Genomic DNA, 18,463 nt, shown 5'->3' with positions numbered 1-18,463 from the left:
CGCAGAGATGAAGACAGTTCTTGCCCGTCGTCATGTGCTGGGTCTCGTCGCCGGCGCCCTCGCCCTGCCCGCCGTCCGCCCGGCCCGCGCCGCCGACGCGGCGGCCGCCGGCGCCCGGTCCTTCGTCACCGATTTCGGCCGGCAGCTTATCGCGATCGTCAATTCCGACCGCACGCTGGCCGACAAGAAGGCCGCGATCCTGCCGCTGCTGCAGGCGCATGTGGATATGGACGAGATCGGCCGCTACTGCCTGGGCCGCTACTGGCGCGCCGCGACGCCCGAGCAGCAGGCGCGCTACCTGGCGCTGTTCCATCAGGTGCTGGTCAACTCCATCACCGACAAGATCGGCGATTACCGCGGCGTGACCTTCACCGTGTCCGGCACGTCGCCGGCCGGCGGAGACCAGGCGGTGGACACGATCATCAACCGCCCCGAGCAGCCGTCGGCCAATACCCAGTGGATTGTCAGCACCACCAGCGGCCAGCCCAAGGTGGTGGACGTGGTGGGCGAAGGCACCAGCCTGCGCCTGACGCAGCGGCAGGATTACGCGTCTTTCGTCGCGCGCCACAACGGCAGCATCGACGCGCTGCTGCATGCGATGGACCATCAGGTGGCGGCCCACGGGGCGCAGTGAACGCCGGACCGGCCCGCCCGACGACGGGCGGGCCGGTCGCGATGTCGGGCTACGACGGGCTTTGCCGGCGTGCCCACGTATCAAGAGTGCCCACGGCGGTATCGAGCCCGGTGAGGTCGAAGTTGATCGTCACCGTTGCCCCCTGAACCGTGCCGATCTGGATATGCCCGACCTTGCCGTGCTGGGCGTTCGACAGAAATGCGTCGGGAAGGGTCGCCAGACGGGCGATGCAGCCGCTGGCGGCGCAGACCTGCCATGTCAGCGGCACCGGCGCGCCGTCATCAATGGCGATGGTGGGCGGCCTGACCAGCGAGACCAGCAAGGGCGCCTGCACCGTCAGCTCATAGGCCGCTGACAGGCCGGCCCCTGCGGTCCGGCTCCGGCTGAACACCACGCCACCGGCCTGCACGGCCTGCTTCTGCGCGTTCTGCACGACCAGACGCTGCTCGACGGTGCACAGAACCGGGCCGCTGGTCGGCGCCTTGGCATACAGGCACCGATAGGCCCATTGCCCGGAAGACTGGGACAGCTGCGCCAGCGAGGCGGCAGGCGCCGCCGTGGCGGCCGGGGGTGCTGCCGGCGCGGCGACATGGGTGGATGCCCGGGCCGGAGCCGGGGAAACGGGATTGCCGGAATATTTCACGCCAAGGGCAAGCGTTGCGGCCGCGACGCCGGCGACAGCCACCAGCGAAACGGGGGTGGAAATTTTCATGACCGACTTTCAGACAGTGAGGCCGTGACCCGCTCGGGCCACGGCGTGGAGGATCAGAACTTCACCTTGACGTTGCCGGTCAGGCCGCTGTCGGTGGAATGGTCGCCATACTGCCCGATATAGGAGACGCCGACATCCAGCCGGTCGGTCAGCTTCGCCTGCAGCCCGGCCTTCAGCAGCGCCGCGTCGGTGGACAGGGGCACGCCCGCCACGTCGAAGGCCGCGCCACCGGTCACGAACGCCTGGTGCAGCGTCGGCACCGTCAGGCCGAAGGCATGGCGATAGCCCAGCGTCGCATTCGGCGTCAGCGCCACGGCGCCCACCCGGAAGGTGCTGGCGAACCGCGCCCCGAAGGTCGAATAGGTGACCCCGGTATCGGTCGCCCGGCCGGCCAGCGCGGCCGCCCCGCCATGTTCGGTGTAGCCGTTGGTGTGCAGGTTGACATAGGCGACGTTGGCGAAGGGCTCGACCATCGCCGGACCCAGGTCGAAGCGATATCCCAGGTCGCCGAAGGCCTGCGCGGTGCCGCCGTTATAGTCGGTGTTCAGCCGGTCCGAGAAGCCCATGAACCCGACATTGCGCGTCATGGACAGCATGTTCCACGTATAGCTCGCCCCCATCCGCAGGGCCAGGCGGCCCCAGTGCGTGCCGGCGTAGCCGCCCAGGCTGACATTGCTGCTGTGCCCGTAGGACGACACCGCGCCGCTGTCGAAGGAGGTATGGCCGTAGCCGACCAGGCCGCCGACGTGCCAGCCCAGTACCGGCGCGTCCGCCCCCAGCACGAAGCCGCCGGTCGAATGCCCCATGCCCGAGGCGTTGGCGCTGCCGGCGTTATGGCCGAACGAGCCGTAATCCTGCATCCACAGCGACACCTGCTCCGCCCCGCAGGCCGCGCCCGCGCCGTTGCCCGAGGCCGTCTTCATGCCGCTGGCAGCACCCGGCGCGCATTCGGCCCCGCGCAGCCGCTCGACCGCCGCATCGCGCACGTAATAGCTGTCCTGGATCAGCGCCGTGCGCGCCGAGGCGTGGATCTCGCCCGACAGCGCCGTCAGCGCATGACGCGCCGTGGCCGCGTCGGTCTGCACCAGGGCGTTATACAACGCGCCCGAGGTCACGCCGTCCAGCGCCTCGCCGGTGGCGACCTGGTTGCGTGTCGTGCCGACGCCGGAAAAGTCCAGCCCGTTACGTTGCAGCGTCACGACGATGCCGCCCGTTCCCGCGGTGACGGCCGAGTTGAGGAAGGCGAAGTTCGAGACCACGGAACCGAACGTGCCGCTGGCCCCGCCGGCCGCGCTGATGATCGTGTTGGGTTGGGTGATGTTCCACGCCCCATCGGCCGCAAGGACGGTAACGGTGCCTTGGCCCAGCGTGACATGGCCGGACACCTGCACCGCATCGTGAGCGCCGGCACTGTTCACGCTGACGACGTAGTTCGAGCCCGTCGCCAGCGTCAGGTCGCCATTGACCCTCAGCGTGCCGACCGACCCGTTACCCGCCGGCGAAAGCGTCGCCCCGCTGTTGATGGTCGTGGCGCCGACCGAGCCCGTGCCCGACAGGGTGGCGCCGCTGTCGGCCACCACGGGACTGACCAGGTTGCCATCGACCTGCAACGTGCCGCCGGCGATTTCCGTGCCACGGCTGTAGGTGCTGTCGCCGTTCAGGACCAGCGTGCCCGTGCCCGTCTTCACGATATCGCCCGCCGCCGTGCCATCGCTGATCTGGCCGGCCAGGGTCGCGGTGCCGCTGGCGACGTCGATCGTCGGGTCGCCATTCAGGATGATCGCGTTGTGCAGGGTCAGGTCGCTGCCCGCCAGGACGATCCTGGTGCCCTCGGCCATGTTCAACGTCCCGGTGCCGATGGCCGATTCGTTGGTCAGCGTCAGCGTGCCGTCGGCAAGCCTCGTGCCGCCGGTATAGCTGTTCGCCGCCGCCAGCGTCACGTTGCCCGTGCCCGACTTGGTCAGGCTGCCCGTCCCGCTGACCGTGTTGGCCAGCGTGCCGTCGCGGTCCTGCGACAGTTCCAGCGTGCCGTTGTCCACGATCGCGCCGGAACCGAAGCTCGCCGTCGTCCCGGTCAGCGTTCCCGACCGGATGGTGGTGCCGCCGCTGTAGCTGTTGGCGCCGCTCAGCGTCTCGTTGCCGCCCGCAAGGGTCAGCCCGCCGATGCCGCTCAGCGCACCCGCGTAGGTGTCGGACGCGTTCGTCAGCGTCAGGTTGCCGTTGAGCGTGCCGGCACCCGACCCGGCCAGCGAGCCGACCGAGCCGCCGTTGGCGGTGACGGTCAGCGCGCCGTTGTCCGTCACCGTGCCGCCGACGGTGCCGCCGTCCAGCGTCAGCGTGCCCGCGTTCGCGACCGCGCCGACCACCGAGCCGGACAGGGTCAGGCCCGCGCCGGAAGCGATGGTCGTGCCGCCGGTGTAGGTGTTCGTGCCGCTCAGCGTTTCGGTGCCGCCCGCAAGGGTCAGGCTGCCACCACCGGTCATGGCGCATGTCGGTGTCGGGGGACCGAAAACGTTTTGACAGGCCGAGGACGACGCCACAGCCCGGCTGGCGAGGCTGTCGTCGGTAATGGTGCCCGAGAAGGTTCCGGACGCACCGGTCAGGGTCAGGTTCTGGTTACCCAGCGACACGATGCCGTCACCCGACAACGAGGTGACGCTGGTCGTCTCAGCCCCGAATGTTGCCGTGCTTCGATCGGCGGAGAACGTTACCCCGCCATTTATCGAAATATCGAAGATACCGTGATCCACCACGCCCGACGAACTGGCGAAGCTGGTCGGAGTTCCGCCCAGGGTCGGGGCCGCGATCAGAGCCGTGCCGCTGCCGATGGTGGTCAATCCGGTATAGGTCTCGGTGGCGGAGAGGAGGGTCGCCACGGTGCCGGTGGCGCTGCCGGACGCAAGCGTCAGTCCGCCCCCTGTCCCGCCGGCGATCCCGCCATCGGTGATGGCGCCCGTCAGCATATTTTGCAGGGTAGCCATCACGCCACCCGCCAGTGTCACAACAGGGTCGGAAGAGCCTGCCGTCCCCGTCAGTGTCAGCGTCTTGCCGCCCAGCGCAGTCGTGCCGAAAGATGTAAGACCAGACACCGATGCGCCGTTCGTCGTGCCGGAAATATCGAAGGTGCCGACCGGAGAAACCAACAGGCCGGTCGAGGCCGCGATACTGCCCGAGCCCGACAGCGCCAGGGTCCCGCCGTTGATCGCAGTCGGGCCTGTATAGGTATTTGTGCCGGTCAGCGTCTCGGTGCCACCCAGCAGTGTCAGCCCGCCGATACCGCTCAGCGCACCCGCGTAGGTGTCAGACGCGTTCGTCAGCGTCAGGTTGCCGTTGAGCGTGCCGGCACCCGACCCGGCCAGCGAGCCGGCCGAGCCGCCGTTGGCGGTGACGCTCAGCGCGCCGCTGTCCGTCACCGTGCCGCCGACGATGCCGCCGTCCAGCGTCAGCGTGCCCGCGTTCGCGACCGCACCGGCCACCGAACCCGACAGGTTCAGCCCCGCGCCGGAAGCGATGGTCGTGCCGCCGGTGTAGCTGTTGGCGCCGGTCAGTGTCTCGTTGCCGCCCGCGATGGTCAGGCCGCCCGTGCCGCTGGCGTCGCCGCTGAAGCTATCGGCCGCATTGGTCAGCATCAGCGTGCCGGCAAGGCTGGCCGTGCCGTTGCCCGCCAGCGACCCGGCCGAGCCGCCATTGCCCGTGACGGTCAGCGCGCCGCTGTCCGTCACCGTGCCGCCGACGATGCCGCCGTCCAGCGTCAGCGTGCCCGCGTTCGCGACCGCGCCGACCACCGAGCCCGACAGGTTCAGCCCCGCGCCGGAAGCGATGGTCGTGCCGCCGGTGTAGGTGTTCGTGCCGCTCAGCGTTTCGGTGCCGCCCGCAAGGGTCAGGCTGCCACCACCGGTCATGACGCATGTCGAGGAACCGAAGGCGCTTTGACAGGCCGAGGACGACGCCACAGCCTGGCTGGCGAGGCTGTCGTCGGTAATGGTGCCCGAGAAGGTTCCGGACGCACCGGTCAGGGTCAGGTTCTGGCTGCCCAGCGACACGATACCATCACCCGACAACGAGGTGACGCTGGTCGTCTCAGCCCCGAATGTTGCCGTGCTTTCATCGGCGGAGAACGTTACCCCGCCATTTATCGAAATATCGAAGATACCGTGATCCACCACGCCCGACGAACTGGCGAAGCTGATGGGGGACCCGCCCAAGCCCTGACCCGCGATCAGAGCCGTGCCGCTGCCGATGGTGGTCAATCCGGTATAGGTCCCGGTGGTGGAGAGGATGGTCGCCACGGTGCCGGTGGCGCTGCCGGACGCAAGCGTCAGTCCACCCCCTGTCCCGCCGGCGATCCCGCCATCGGTGATGGCGCCTATCAGCATATTTTGCGGGGTAGCCGTCACGCCACCCGCCAGTGTCATAGCAGGGCCGGAAAAGGGAGGGCCTGCCGTCCCCGTCCCCATCCCCGTCAGTGTCAGCGTCTTGCCGCCCAGCGCAGTCGTGCCGAAAGATGTAAGACCAGACACCGATGCGCCGTTCGTCGTGCCGGAAATATCGAAAGTACCGACCGGAGAAACCAACAGGCCGGTCGAGGCCGCGATACTGCCCGAGCCCGACAGCGCCAGGGTTCCGCCGTTGATCGCAGTCGCGCCTGTATAGGTATTTGTGCCGGTCAGCGTCTCGGTGCCATCCGACAGCGTCAGGCTGCCGCCCGTGCCCCCTGCGATGCCCCCATCGGTTATTGTGCCCGAGAAGGTGCCCGATGCATGGCTCAACGTCAGGTTCCGGCTACCCAGCGCCACCACCCCGCTGCCCGACAGCGATGTGACTGGCATGCCGCCCAACACGCCGGAGACATCGAGCGTGCCGTTGACCGTCATACTGCCGGGCGACAGGACGTTAGGGAAGCCGGACATCGCCAGCGTTCCCGAATTGACCACGGTGCCGCCCGTGTAGCTCATGGGGCCCGCCAGCGTCACCGTGCCCGAGCCGTCCTTCACCAGCGCGCCACTGCCGGACACGGCATTCAACAATATGCCGTCCGTGTTCTGGCTGATATCCAGCGTCCCGTTATTGGTGATCGCCCCGGAACCGAAACTGGCCGTCGTCCCCGTCAGCGTGCCGGCGTTGATGGTCGTGCCGCCGGTGTAAGTGTTCGTGCCGGTCAGCGTCTCGCTGCCGCCCGACAGTGTCAGCCCACCGGTGCCGCTCAGCGCACCCGCGTAGGTGTCGGCGGCGTTCGTCAGCGTCAGGTTGCCGTTGAGCGTGCCGGCACCCGACCCGGTCAGCGAGCCGACCGAGCCACCGTTGGCGGTGACGCTCAGCGCGCCGTTGTTTGTCACCGTGCCGCCGACCGCACCGCCGTCCAGCGTCAGCGTGCCGGCGTTCGCGACCGCACCGGCGACCGAACCCGACAGGTTCAGCCCCGCGCCGGAAGCGATGGTCGTGCCGCCGGTGTAGCTGTTGGCGCCGCTCAGGGTCAGGGCGCCGCCACTTCCACTATTGGTGATGGTCAGGCCGCCCGGAGTTCCAACGAGCGCGTCTGATATCGGGTTGGAAATCGTCGCGCTTTGCCCTGCGAGGTCGATCGAGCCATTGTTGCCGGTGATGGAGAATGTATACGGAGTGAGGGGCGTACCATCGAGTACCAGCGTTCCGCCATCAAACACAGGCAGAATGGATGCCGGAGTTGACGCCAGTCCGGCAGCGTTCTGCCGGGTCGTCATCGCCACTCCGGGAGATCCGGCATTGGCCGCCTCCGCGGGTGTTGCGGAGACCGCAAATCCGGAATTGTCCGGGACGCAGCTTGTACCGGATGTCAAGGACACACATGACCCGGTATAGACACCGAGCTGGACGGAGCTCGAGTCGGCCGCTTCGCCCGAGCTAGCCGTGAAGGACAGCGTATAGCTGTCGCCGGCGACCAGATTGATGCCTTGGTAGATGCCGTCGAAACTGCCTACCGCGCCATCATACCATGATCCCGCCGTGCTGTTTTCAATGGACGGCGTGGACGGCCCGGCCGAGCTTGTCGGCGCGTTCCACTCGCCGGCAGCGTTGGGCACGGTTCCATTTTGATAGACAACACCCCATTCGGCAGGCGCCTGAAGATTATTCAGATCACTGATGGCGCCACCGCTGAGAAAATAGGGGTTGTTCAGCAGATTGGTTGAACTGCCTTGCGCGGTCAGGCTGACATCGCCGAAGGTCCAGTAATCCGGATCATTCCGGAAAGCGAAAAGGACATAGTTGGTGCCCGTTTCCTGTGCCGTGAAGCTGGTCGTATAGGTTTGGTAGTTACCTGCCGTGGTGTAGCTGACAGTATTGGGCGCGCTTCCGTCCGTAATGGCAAACAGGTAATCGCTTGGCAGAGTCTGGGCGAAGGCCGCGGGCGAGAGGGTCGCAAACGGAGATGTGACCAGGGCGAGACGAAATGCCCGCGCCATGGCCGGCTGGTATTTCGTCAACGGGACAAAATATTTTTCATTTTTATCGTTTGCCCCATTAATATTGTTTGTGGATTTACTTATTTTCTTCAATTTCATCAGAGTGCGCGTTTTTTTATTTAACTTCTTTTTCATCTATACACACCCGTCAGGAATCTATCATTTTGAGCAGATAAGGAGATGTTTCTGGATGGATCCAGCCACGTTTTTGGAATTATCCAACAGCTCCAGGGATTTCGCAGAAACAGCCAGTTGATGAGGCAGGTTTCATGACAAGATAGCGTTTAATGCCCATCTCCGGGCTCCATGGCAATAGTAGGAAAAGAGAAATGCCCGGACCGGGTCGGATTGCCCGCCGCGCGGCATGCACAGCGGATATTTGACGTTTTTATGTAAAACGAATTTTCTGTCGCCTGGAAAAAATAAGGCTTTCTTCTTTTAATCTTCATTTTAACCAGACGCATGAATGTTATCAAAAAATCCTATATTCGGTAACACCCCCCAGGATTAAGTCAATACCCTCCAGTAATGTTTTCGCCTTCCGTGCAGGTCCGATTCGGGGGGGGGGGGGGGCGCGCCGGCAGGCCGCCCCGGCCGGTTCAGCCGCCGCCGGGCCGGCGCGGCGGCGGCGCCTCATGCCGGGCCATGCGGACGCTTTCGTAGACCAGCATCCGGTGCCCGTCGCGCATGAAGCTGTCGCACGGCGTCATGCCGATGCCGCCCAGGATGGTGCGCGAGGCGATGTTGGTGTCGCGCGTGACCGCCACCACGCGCCGCAGCCCGGCGTCGTGGGCGAAATTCAGCACCGTCGATGCGGCCTCGCGCGCCAGTCCGCGCCCCGCCGCCCACGGCCAGAGCGCGAAGCGCAGGCCCATGCCCCGGCCGTCGGGCCGCTGGTGCAGCCCCGTCATGCCGATGAAACGGCCTTCTTCGCGCATGACGAAGATGCCCACCCCGCAGCGCGCCCAGCAGGCCAGGTCCTCGGCCATTTCGATCTCGCTCTGCTGGCGCGAGCGCACGCCGCCCAGCATCATGCCGAACGCGCCGGCGTCGGCCTTCAGGCGGGCCATGTCGTCCATGTCCCGCCACGACACCGGTTCCAGCTCCAGCCGCGCGGTGCGGATGTGCCCGCCCGCGATCATGGCGCGGCCTTCCCGCCCCGCCATCCAGACGGGCCAGCCCCACGGCCCGCGATTGGGGTGCCGGTCGCGGGCGCGCCCGGCGGGCGGGGCAGGTGCGGCCTCAGCGCGCGAGGGGTCGGTACTTGATCCGTCCGGGTTCGGTCGCATCGGGGCCGAGTCGGCGTCGCTTGTCCTCTTCGTAGGCCTGGAAGTTCCCCTCGAACCATTCGACATGGCTGTCGCCCTCGAAGGCCAGGATGTGCGTGGCCAGGCGGTCCAGGAACCAGCGGTCATGGCTGATGATGACGGCGCAGCCCGCGAATTCGGCCAGCGCGTCTTCCAGCGCGCGCAGCGTATCGACATCCAGGTCGTTCGTCGGTTCGTCGAGCAGGATGACGTTGCTTTCCTGGCGCAGCATCTTGGCCAGGTGCACGCGGTTGCGCTCGCCGCCCGACAGGATGCCGACCTTCTTCTGCTGGTCCGCGCCCTTGAAGTTGAAGGCGCCGACATAGGCGCGCGACGGCACCGCGCGCTTGCCCAGATAGATCACGTCGGTCCCGCCCGAGATTTCCTCCCAGACCGATTTGTCGTCGTCCAGGCTGTCGCGGGACTGGTCCACATAGCCCAGCTTCACGGTCTCGCCGACCTTCAGCGTGCCGGAATCGGGCTGCTCCTGCCCCACGATCATGCGGAACAGGGTGGATTTGCCGGCGCCGTTCGGCCCGATGACGCCCACGATGCCGCCCGGCGGCAGCCGGAAGCTGAGGTCGTCGATCAGCAGCCGGTTGCCGAAAGCCTTCCGCAGGTCCTCGGCCTCGATGACCGTGCCGCCCAGGCGGGGGCCGGGCGGAATGACGATGTCGGCGACGCCGGTGGCGCGCTCGGCGTTCTGGGCCAGCATCTCCTCGTAGCGGGCGATGCGCGACTTGCTCTTGGCCTGCCGGGCCTTGGGGCTGGAGCCGATCCATTCCTGTTCGGCGGCCAGGGCGCGCTGGCGCGCACTTTCCTCCTTTTCCTCCTGGGCCAGGCGCTTGCGCTTCTGCACCAGCCACGAGGAATAATTGCCCTGGAACGGAAAGCCCCGGCCGCGCTCCAGCTCCAGGATCCAGTTGGTGACGTTGTCGAGGAAGTAGCGGTCATGGGTGATGACCATCACCGTGCCCTCGTAGTCGCGCAGGGTCCGCTCCAGCCAGGCCACGCTTTCGGCGTCCAGATGGTTGGTCGGTTCGTCCAGCAGCAGCAGGTCGGGCTTTTCCAGCAGCAGGCGGCACAGCGCCACGCGCCGGCGCTCGCCGCCCGACAGGCGGGTCACGGGGCTTTCGGCGGGCGGGCAGCGCAGGGCGTCCAGCGCGATGTCGATCTTGCGGTCCAGCTCCCAGCCGTCGCCGGCCTCGATCTTTTCCTGCAGTTCGGCCTGCTCGGCCAGCAGGGCGTTCATCTCGTCGTCCGACATCGGCTCGGCGAACTTCATCGAGATCTCGTTGAAGCGATCGACGGCGGTCTTCAGGTCGCCGAAGCCCAGCGCCACGTTCTCGCCCACCGTCAGCGACTCGTCCAGCTTGGGCTCCTGCTCCAGGTAGCCGATGCGCGCGCCCTCGGCGGCCCAGGCCTCGCCGCCATATTCCTTCTCGATCCCCGCCATGATCTTCAGCAGGGTGGACTTGCCGGCGCCGTTGACGCCCAGCACGCCGATCTTGACCCCCGGCAGGAAGGACAGGGTGATGCCCTTGAAGACCTCGCGCCCGCCCGGATACGCCTTGGTCAGGTCCTTCATCACATAGACATATTGCGTGGCGGCCATGACGAAGGCTCCCGGATCAGAGGTAAGAAAGAAGAATGTCGCCTGCCCGCGTTCCCCCAAGGGCGCGCGCGGGCCGGTGCTGTGGCCTGCGCCCGGCAGGACTTGAACCCGCAACCAAGCCGTTATGAGCGGCCCGCTCTGACCAATTGAGCTACGGGCGCGCAGGCCGCCCCTGACTTCGCGCATGTGCGACGATTTGGCAAGGTCCCGCGCGCGGGCCCGCCGGCATTTCTGCGCCCGGCGCGGGCGGGCGGCGGGTGCTTGGCAAGGCGGGCGCGCGTCGATAGGTTCGCAGCATCTTTCATCTTCCGTGAAGTGTGGAGCCCCACCATGGATGTCTCGAAGCTCTCGCCCGGCAACGACGTGCCGTTCGATATCAACGTCGTCATCGAGATCCCGCAGGGGTCGTCGGTGAAGTACGAAATCGACAAGGACAGCGGCGCGGTCGTCGTCGATCGCGTGCTGTTCACGCCGATGGCCTATCCGGCCGCCTACGGCTTCATCCCCGGCACGCTGGCCGCCGACGGCGACCCGGCCGACGCGCTGGTGCTGATCCCCGCCCCCGTGGTGCCCGGCGCCGTGATCCGCGCCCGGCCGATCGGCATGCTGCGGATGGAGGACGAGAGCGGCCAGGACGAGAAGATCGTCTGCGTGCCGCACGACAAGGTGAATCCGTACTATTCCAAGGTCGAGAAGATTACGGACCTGCCCGAGATCCTGATCCAGCAGATCGAGCATTTCTTCACCCGCTACAAGGACCTGGAAAAGGGCAAGTGGGTGAAGGTGGCCGGCTGGGCCGGGCGCGAGGAAGCGGGCGAAGTCATCCGCGAATCGCTGGCCGCCGCGCAGAAGTGACGTCTGCGGAGGAAGGCAAGGGCCTTGCCCTTGCCTTCCCCCGCTACCGGCCGCGCCCCGCCGACAGGATGACGGCGGCGCCGGCCAGGCACAGCGCCACGCCGGCCAGGTCGCGCGGGGTGACCGGCCGCCCTTCGACCACGCGCAGCCAGGCGATGGCGCCGACGATATAGATGCCGCCATAGGCCGCGAAGGTGCGGCCCGCCGTCTGGCTGTCCACCAGGGTCAGCAGCCAGCCGAACAGCGCCAGGCTGGCCATGCCGGGCAGCAGCAGCCACGCCCCGCCGCCCTCGCGCCGCCAGCACCACCAGGCGTAGCACCCCCCGATTTCGCAGACCGCCGCCGCGACATAGACCGCGAACGGCGCCAGCCCTGCCCGCACGCTCAGGCCGACGGGCGTGCAGGGCCGGGCGCGGCGTCCTGCCGCACCAGGCTGTCGATCAGGGTTCGGTACCGTGTCATGCAGTCCTCCATATCCAATGTCCGCTCGGCCTCGCGCCGGACGGCGCGGCGCAGGCGCGTGGCCAACCCCCGGTCGTCCAGCAGCTCCAGCACCCCGTCGGCGATGCGCGCGGGGTCGAGGAACGGCACCAGGCGCCCCGTCCGCCCGTCGGACAGGAATTCGCGCACCGGCGCGGTGTCGCTGCCGACGATGGCGCAGCCCGTGGCCATGGCCTCGCGCAGCGACCAGGAGGCGACGAAGGGATAGGTCAGGTAGACATGCGCGTCGGACCGGCGCAACAGGGCGCGGAACGTATCGTACTTCACTTTGCCCACGAAATGAACGCGGTCGGGGTCGATCCGCCCGGCCAGTTCGGCCAGCAGCCTGTCGCGCCACGTGCCCGAGGGCAGGCGCGCGCCGTAGCTGACGCCGTCGCCGCCCACCAGCACCACCCGCGCGTCGGGCCTGGCCCGCAGGATGCGCGGCAGGGCGCGCATGAAGACGTGAAAGCCGCGATAGGGCTCCAGGTCGCGGGCGATGTAGGTCACCAGCCTGTCGCCCGGCGCGATGACGGCATCGCCGATCCGCAGCCGGCGGCGGAAGGCCGTGGGGTCGGGCGCGCAGGCCGCCAGGTCCACGCCCTCGCGCACCAGCGTGATCCGCTCGCGCGCCCAGGCGGGGTAGGTGTTCCACTGGAACAGGGTGGGCGTCTGGCCCCAGCCGCCGCCGGCCAGCGCCTGCAGGTTCACCGCGTTCTTGGCGCGGATGACCGGGCGGAAGCAGGCGGGCGACGGAAATTCCGGATCGAACCCGACATCCAGCCCGTCGAGATGATAGAAGAACTCGTAATAGCCCAGCACGGGCACGCCGGGGAACACGTCGCCCAGTTCCAGCAGTTCGCCCCAGCCATGGTGGCCGATGATGATGTCAGGCCGGTAGCCCAGGTCGCGCAGGGTGACGGCGGCGCGGGCGACCGCCCCGGCCCGCAGCATCGCCAGTTCGAACTCCCGCGCCGCCGGATGGATACCCTCGGTCGCGCCGCGCGGCAGGCGATAGACCGCCCGCCGGACGCCCGGCAGATGGTTGTCGTTCGGTTCGCTGATGAACACGACCTCGTTGCCGTCCTCGGCCCGCAGATGGTGCAGCAGATGCAGGAACTGCCCTGGGAAGTTCTGGTGAATAACGAGATACTTCAAGGGATCTCCCTGCATCGCGGGCCAGGGACGGAAGGCGGGGACGGCGGGTCAGGGGCGGCGGGACGCCAGGCGCCGGCGCGCCTTCAGAAGGTCCAGCCGCGATCCGGGGGCCTTGCGGCCGCGGCCGGGGCGGACGGGATCGACCGGCGGCGGCGTGGCCTTCTTGCCGGCCTTCCTGCCGGCTTTCTCCGCCCTGGCTTTGGGGGGCGTTTTGGCGGCGGGCGCGGTATCGGACACCGCCGCCAGCAGTTCGGCCTCCAGCGCGTCGGGGGTGTCCGCCTGCTCGACTGGCGCGATGTCGATGCGGAACGCTTCCAGCGGGGCCAGGCTCTCGGCCTCGGCCACCCCGCCGGCGCCGACCGGCCCGACCGCCGACCCGTCGGTGAAGGTGGCGGTGACGGTGCAGGCGAAGTGCCGCGCCGCCGGCCCCTTCAGCCGCACGCGCAGGCCCAGCACCGGCAGCGCCATGCCCCGGCTGCCGCAGAACTGCCCGCCGGACGACCAGGGGGACAGCCAGCCCCGGCCCAGCACGGCCTGGTATTCGATGTCCTCGGCGGCGACCTGCCCGGCGGGCGAGAGCGCGAATCCCTCGATCCACGCCTGGCTGCCCGGCTTGCCCATCCACTCGCCCAGCGCCGCCGCGACGTCGCCCCGGCGCTGGATGTGGGCGGTCATTTCCGCCGCCCCCGGCCCGGCGGGCGGCTGGGGCGCCGGCTGGGGCGCCGGGCCGGGCGCGACCCCGGCGGCGGGTTTCGGGGCGGGGGCGGCCGGGCGCGCGTCCTCGGCCAGGCGCACCACCTGCAATTTGGGCGCGCCCTGCACGGCCGCCGGATCCTGGTAGATGGTAATCAGCACCTGCGCCGGGCCGGCGGGGACACGGACCAGCGCCGCGTTGCGCTCGCCACCCAGCCACCCGTCGGCGTCGAAGGTGACGATGCTGGCCGCCCCGCCGGCCGGGCCGGGCGGCGGGGAAATCCGCACCCCCGGCAGGCCCCCGGCGGGCATGTCCTGCCCGGTGTGGAAGATACAGTACAGACCCGCATCGAGGGTCATCAGGTGTCCCGCGACCTTCAGGTCGGTCACCCGGCCGGTGTCCGGCATCAGACGCGGGTCCCCATGGGCGAAAAAAGACGGTCCTGCATTGGAATCAAGGCCCAGATCTCCTTTTTGTCGCGACGGCGCGCGCCGTGGTCGCCCCCGGACGCCCAGCAGACAGCAAAATCATGTTCAATTGGTGAATCGACAGGCCGGGCGGCACGACGCGTCCGCGCCCGGTCCGCCGGATGCGTTCGGCCACCGCCCCGAAATCGTAGGCCACCACCCGCAGCCCGGCCCGCCAGGCCAGTCCCAGGGTGAAGCACCAGGTCTCGGGCCAGACCGAAGGCAGCAGCGCGATGTCGGCATGCTGGGCGCGCAGCAGGGAGACCGACTCGGCCGCGCGATACGCGCCGGTGACGAACACCCGGCCCGTCTGCATCAGCGCGTCGTCGTCGGGCGTGTGCCCGACGACGACGAATTCCAGATCCAGCCGGCGCGCGGCGGCGTCGCGGGCGGCGGCCAGCAGGATGTCGTAGCCCTTTTCCACCCCGATGGCGCCGATGACGGCGACGCGCACCCGGCCGCCGGGCGCGGGACGCGGCTCCGGCGCGCCCTCCAGCCGGGCGAAGGCGGCCAGCGACAGGTCCGGCCGGTCGTCCTCCAGCGGCGTCACATGGACCGTCAGGCCGGGGAAATGCCGTTGCATCCGCCGTGCCGCATCGTCCGACGGCGCCACCACCGCCCGCGCGCCCGACAGCGCCGCCCGCGACCGCGCCAGCAGGGCGGGGATGGCGGCCCCGTCGTCCAGCAGGCTGCCCATCCGCGCGACGCAGGCCGCGCAGCCTTCGGGGCCGGGTTCGCCGCAATAGCGCCCGCCCGGCCCCACCAGGGCGATGCGCGGGCAGAACCAGATGTAGTCATGGACATGCACGTCGTACGGCACCGCCAGGTCGGCGGCCAGCGCATCGACCGCGACGCGGTGGCCGAGGCGGTGGTGCCATTCCACCGCCTCCACCCCCGAGGCGCGCAGCACCGCCAGCAGCATGTCGTATTCGGCCGGCAGGCGGAAGCGCGGGGCAGGCCCGGCGTCATCCCCGGCGTCATCTCGTGCCCCGCCGTCTTCCAGCCGGCAGCCCGCGCCGTCGGGGCGCAGCACGATGGCGCGCACCCCCGACCGCCGCCAGGCGCGGGCGCGGGCCTGCACCACCTGTTCGACCCCGCCGCCCTGCGCGTGGGTGACCAGCAGCACGGCGCGCGCCCACCGCGCCCCGGCCCGCCGCCAGCACAGCAGGTCCAGCCGCCGCCGCGCCGCGAACAGCGGGTCGGCGGCGACATGGGCCGCCACCAGCGCGTCGTAGCCGGGGTGCAGCCGGTTCACGATCGCCAGGTTCCGCCGCAGCAGCGCCGGCCGCGCCGCCCCGAACGACGCCGAGCCGACATGGCCGACAAAGGCCCCGGCCGCCGCGACATGCCGCCAGCCCAGCGCCGCCGCGCGCCGGCAGAACTCGTTCTCCTCGCCATAGCCCTGGGCGAACAGGTCGGCGCGGAACGGCCCGGCCTGCGCCAGGCAGTCGTGCCGGAGGAACAGGCAGAACCCGTGGCCGGTGGGCACCGGCACCGCCTGCCCGCCATTGGCTGCCCGCGCCGCCGCCATCAGGTGGCGCACCCGCGCCAGGTCGGGCACCGGGGCCGGCCGGTCCGGGCCGGGCCAGGAAAAGATGGTGGCGTCGTTCGACAGCGGCGTGACCGTGCCGATATCGGGCGCGCCATAGGCGACCCCGGCCAGCTCGGCCAGCCATCCGCCGGCCACCAGCGTGTCGCTGTTCAGCAGCACGACGTCGTGCCCCGCCGCCGCGCGCATCCCGTCGTTGGCCGAAACCGGAAAGCCCAGGGTGCGCGCGTGGCGGATCAGGCGGATGCTCCCCGCCGCCGCCAGCCCGTCCAGCGCCGCCGCCAGCGCGCCATCCGGCGTCGCGTCATCGACCACCCAGACTGGCACCTCCGGCCCCACGCTGTCGCGGACCGAGGCCAGGCAGGCCAGGGTGGCCGCGCGCGCACCATGGACCGGCACCACGATGGCGACCGGCGCGCGCCGGCCCGACACCAGCGGGCCGGTATCGGGCGCGGGCAGGACGGGCGGCAGGGCGAGGACGGCCGGATCGGCCGGGCTGCCGGTCAGGTCGCGCCCGTCCGGCCCGACGACCCGCACCGGCCCCGTCGGCAGGCGCGCCCCCGCCACGGCGAAGCGACGCGGCCGCGCCAGCGGGACGGTGCTGTCGACATCGGTGGCGCGCGCCGAGGCCGTGACCCGCAGCACGACCCGCCCGTCCCGCGACAGGACACGCAGGCGGGGCGCGTGGTCGGGATCCGCCGGGTGCCAGGCCCAGCCCGCCAGCCCGCCCGCGTCGCAGTCCACCACGCCTTCCACCCGCAGCAGGGCGGCGGGGTCCAGCGGACTGCCCAGCAGGGGCGCGCCCGCCATTGTCACGTCGATCCGCGCCGCATCGCGCCAACCGGCGGGCAGCAGCAACCCGCCGTCGCGCCATCGCCCGGCCACCGCCCGGCCGTCGCACGCGACCTCGGGCCGCGCGTCCGCCGGTCCGCGCACGCGCAGGCCGCCGGCCGCCGACAGGCCGCACCAGCCCGGACGCCCCGCCAGGGCGGCCAGCCGGCCGAACAGGGCGTCCATGTCGTCGGGCGGGGCGTGGCGGGACAGGGCGCGCTGCGCCGTCGCGGCGGCCTGCGCCCCCTCGCCCGCCGCCAGCAGCGCGCCGGACAGCGCCAGCCAGCCCTCGCGGAAATCGAACCGGCGCGTCAGCACATGCAGCAGCCGGACCGCGCCCGCCGCGTCGCCCCCGCGCAGCCGCGCCATCGCCAGCGGGAACATGACGTTGGGGCTGTCGGGGGCCAGGCGGTGCGCGCGTTCGTAACAGCGCAGCGCGTCGTCCGGGTCGTCCGCCTCTCGTTTCCGGGCATGGCGGAAGGCCGCCTGCGCCCGCGCGTCGGCCCACGCCTGCCATGCCGCGCGGTCGGCCGCCGTCACGCCACCCGCCATGCGTCAGCCCGGCCCGGCGGCGGCCGCATCGCCCACGCCCGGCGCAGGCCCCATCCGCGCCAGTTCCGCCGCCGCGTCGGGCACGCCCTGGGCGCGCGCCCGTTCCAGCCACAGCCGCGCCTGCGGCGCATCGGTCGTGCCGGCCAGCCCCCGCAGCAGATAGCGCCCCAGCATCAACTGCCCCAGCGCGTTGCCGCGTTCCGCCGCCATGCGGAACCAGTGTTGGGCCTGGAGCCGGTCCGGCGGGATGTCGTGCCCGCCGCCATGCAGCGCGCCGAGCGAGAACATGGCGTCCACCTGCCCCTGCGCCGCCGCCTGGCGATAGAGCGCCGCCGCCCCGGCGTGGTCGCGCGCGCCCCCTCGCCCGGTCAGCCGCAATTGCGCCAGCGCCACCTGCGCGTCGGCCATGCCGGCGGTGGCGGCGCGGGCGATCCAGGCCCGCCCGGCGACCGGGTCGGGCGCGCAGCCCCGCCCGTCCAGCAGCATGCGCCCGTACCAGTACTGCGCGTTGACCACGCCGTCGGCCGCCTTCAGCATCCACGCCACCGCCGCGCGCTCGTCGCGTTCCATGCCCAGCCCTTCGGCCAGGCAGACGCCGAAATTATAGGCCGCCAGCGGGTCGCCGCCCTCGGCCGCCCGGGCGAAATACCGCCCCAGTTCGCGGCGGTCGTCGTCCGACACCGTGCCGGCCAGCAGCAGGTTGCCCAGGTCGGCCCCGGCCCGCGCATCGCCCAGCGCCGCCGCCTGCCGGAACCAGCGCGCGGCTTCGGTCACGTCGCGGGGCAGGCCCGCCCCGGTCAGGCACAGCAGCCCCATCGCCCGGCACGCCCCCCCATGCCCGGCCTGCGCCGCGCGGCGGTACCACAGCGCGGCCTCGAGGTAATTCGGCGGCAGGTCGCCGCCGCGCGCATGGACATCGCCCAGCAGGGCCGCGGCCTCGCGGTCGCCGGCCAGTGCGGCCTTCCGCAGCCAGGTCTCGCCGCGCACGGCGTCGCGCGGGCCGCCGCGCCCTTCCAGCAGCGCCAGCCCATACCGGGCCTGGGCGGCACGGACGCCGCGTTCCGCCGCCTGCCCATACAGGCGCGTGGCCGCGACCGGATCGCGCGGGACGCCGGCCCCCTGCTCGGTCAGGGTGGCCAGCAGGTGCAGCGCCGACCCCAGCCCGGCAT

The 18,463-nt window shown here is 70.2% G+C and carries 11 protein-coding genes and 1 tRNA gene; 2 read left to right on the top strand and 10 right to left on the bottom strand.

The genetic code is table 11. The features are described 5' to 3' along the window. The first annotated feature begins 7 nt into the window (after nucleotides 1–7). Entirely contained in the window at nucleotides 8–634 is a 627-nt protein-coding gene (locus HLH21_RS12020) for an MlaC/ttg2D family ABC transporter substrate-binding protein (protein ID WP_182943997.1), read from the top strand. 49 nt (nucleotides 635–683) lie between these two features. On the opposite strand, the gene HLH21_RS12015 is transcribed toward HLH21_RS12020, so the two are convergent. From HLH21_RS12015 to HLH21_RS11995, 5 genes are all read right to left on the bottom strand, one after another. Beyond that, on the bottom strand, nucleotides 684–1,346 hold the full coding sequence (locus tag HLH21_RS12015) for an invasion associated locus B family protein (RefSeq protein WP_182943996.1): 663 nt from the start codon (nucleotides 1,344–1,346) through the stop codon (nucleotides 684–686). A 53-nt stretch (nucleotides 1,347–1,399) separates the two neighbouring features. Then, nucleotides 1,400–7,786, bottom strand: a complete 6,387-nt coding sequence (locus HLH21_RS12010; protein WP_182943995.1) for an autotransporter domain-containing protein — start codon at nucleotides 7,784–7,786, stop codon at nucleotides 1,400–1,402. A gap of 599 nt (nucleotides 7,787–8,385) precedes the next feature. Then, complete coding sequence (locus tag HLH21_RS12005; RefSeq protein ID WP_182943994.1) at nucleotides 8,386–8,928, bottom strand: GNAT family N-acetyltransferase; 543 nt, start codon at nucleotides 8,926–8,928, stop codon at nucleotides 8,386–8,388. A gap of 100 nt (nucleotides 8,929–9,028) precedes the next feature. Further along, nucleotides 9,029–10,708, bottom strand: a complete 1,680-nt coding sequence (ettA, locus tag HLH21_RS12000) for an energy-dependent translational throttle protein EttA (protein ID WP_182943993.1) — start codon at nucleotides 10,706–10,708, stop codon at nucleotides 9,029–9,031. 87 nt (nucleotides 10,709–10,795) lie between these two features. Next, nucleotides 10,796–10,869, bottom strand: a tRNA-Ile gene (locus tag HLH21_RS11995). A 169-nt stretch (nucleotides 10,870–11,038) separates the two neighbouring features. Between HLH21_RS11995 and ppa the strand changes: the two genes are divergently transcribed. Beyond that, nucleotides 11,039–11,563, top strand: coding sequence for an inorganic diphosphatase (ppa, locus tag HLH21_RS11990; RefSeq protein WP_182943992.1), 525 nt, complete (start codon nucleotides 11,039–11,041; stop codon nucleotides 11,561–11,563). Nucleotides 11,564–11,606: 43 nt separating this feature from the next. On the opposite strand, the gene HLH21_RS11985 is transcribed toward ppa, so the two are convergent. The 5 genes from HLH21_RS11985 to HLH21_RS11965 all read right to left on the bottom strand — a co-directional run. Further along, on the bottom strand, nucleotides 11,607–11,945 hold the full coding sequence (locus HLH21_RS11985) for a YnfA family protein (protein ID WP_264812009.1): 339 nt from the start codon (nucleotides 11,943–11,945) through the stop codon (nucleotides 11,607–11,609). 2 nt (nucleotides 11,946–11,947) lie between these two features. Next, nucleotides 11,948–13,201 carry a glycosyltransferase family 4 protein gene (locus tag HLH21_RS11980; protein WP_182943991.1) on the bottom strand — a complete coding sequence of 418 codons (1,254 nt, stop codon included), beginning with the start codon at nucleotides 13,199–13,201 and terminating at the stop codon, nucleotides 11,948–11,950. A 48-nt stretch (nucleotides 13,202–13,249) separates the two neighbouring features. After that, nucleotides 13,250–14,302 (bottom strand): dihydrolipoyllysine-residue succinyltransferase component of 2-oxoglutarate dehydrogenase complex, encoded by a 1,053-nt coding sequence (locus HLH21_RS11975; protein WP_182943990.1) that lies wholly within the window; start codon nucleotides 14,300–14,302, stop codon nucleotides 13,250–13,252. 46 nt (nucleotides 14,303–14,348) lie between these two features. Continuing rightward, the gene (locus HLH21_RS11970) at nucleotides 14,349–17,294 is read right to left on the bottom strand and encodes a glycosyltransferase (protein ID WP_182943989.1); all 2,946 of its coding nucleotides are present in this window, start codon (nucleotides 17,292–17,294) and stop codon (nucleotides 14,349–14,351) included. A 3-nt stretch (nucleotides 17,295–17,297) separates the two neighbouring features. After that, nucleotides 17,298–18,463, bottom strand: a 1,166-nt coding sequence (locus tag HLH21_RS11965; protein WP_182943988.1) for a tetratricopeptide repeat protein, incomplete at its 5' end; no start/stop codon positions are given.

Source organism: Gluconacetobacter johannae (genome assembly GCF_014174305.1).
GTDB lineage: Bacteria > Pseudomonadota > Alphaproteobacteria > Acetobacterales > Acetobacteraceae > Gluconacetobacter > Gluconacetobacter johannae.
This window is presented reverse-complemented; position numbering and strand designations above follow the sequence as displayed.

Excerpts from the sequence above, each read along its gene's own strand:
- HLH21_RS12015 (WP_182943996.1), bottom strand. The coding sequence starts at position 1,346 with ATGAAAATTTCCACCCCCGTTTCGCTGGTGGCTGTCGCCGGCGTCGCG.
- HLH21_RS12020 (WP_182943997.1), top strand. The coding sequence starts at position 8 with ATGAAGACAGTTCTTGCCCGTCGTCATGTGCTGGGTCTCGTCGCCGGC.
- HLH21_RS12010 (WP_182943995.1), bottom strand. The coding sequence starts at position 7,786 with ATGGCGCGGGCATTTCGTCTCGCCCTGGTCACATCTCCGTTTGCGACC.
- HLH21_RS11975 (WP_182943990.1), bottom strand. The coding sequence starts at position 14,302 with ATGCCGGACACCGGCCGGGTGACCGACCTGAAGGTCGCGGGACACCTG.
- ppa (WP_182943992.1), top strand. The coding sequence starts at position 11,039 with ATGGATGTCTCGAAGCTCTCGCCCGGCAACGACGTGCCGTTCGATATC.
- HLH21_RS12005 (WP_182943994.1), bottom strand. The coding sequence starts at position 8,928 with ATGATCGCGGGCGGGCACATCCGCACCGCGCGGCTGGAGCTGGAACCG.
- HLH21_RS11970 (WP_182943989.1), bottom strand. The coding sequence starts at position 17,294 with ATGGCGGGTGGCGTGACGGCGGCCGACCGCGCGGCATGGCAGGCGTGG.
- ettA (WP_182943993.1), bottom strand. The coding sequence starts at position 10,708 with ATGGCCGCCACGCAATATGTCTATGTGATGAAGGACCTGACCAAGGCG.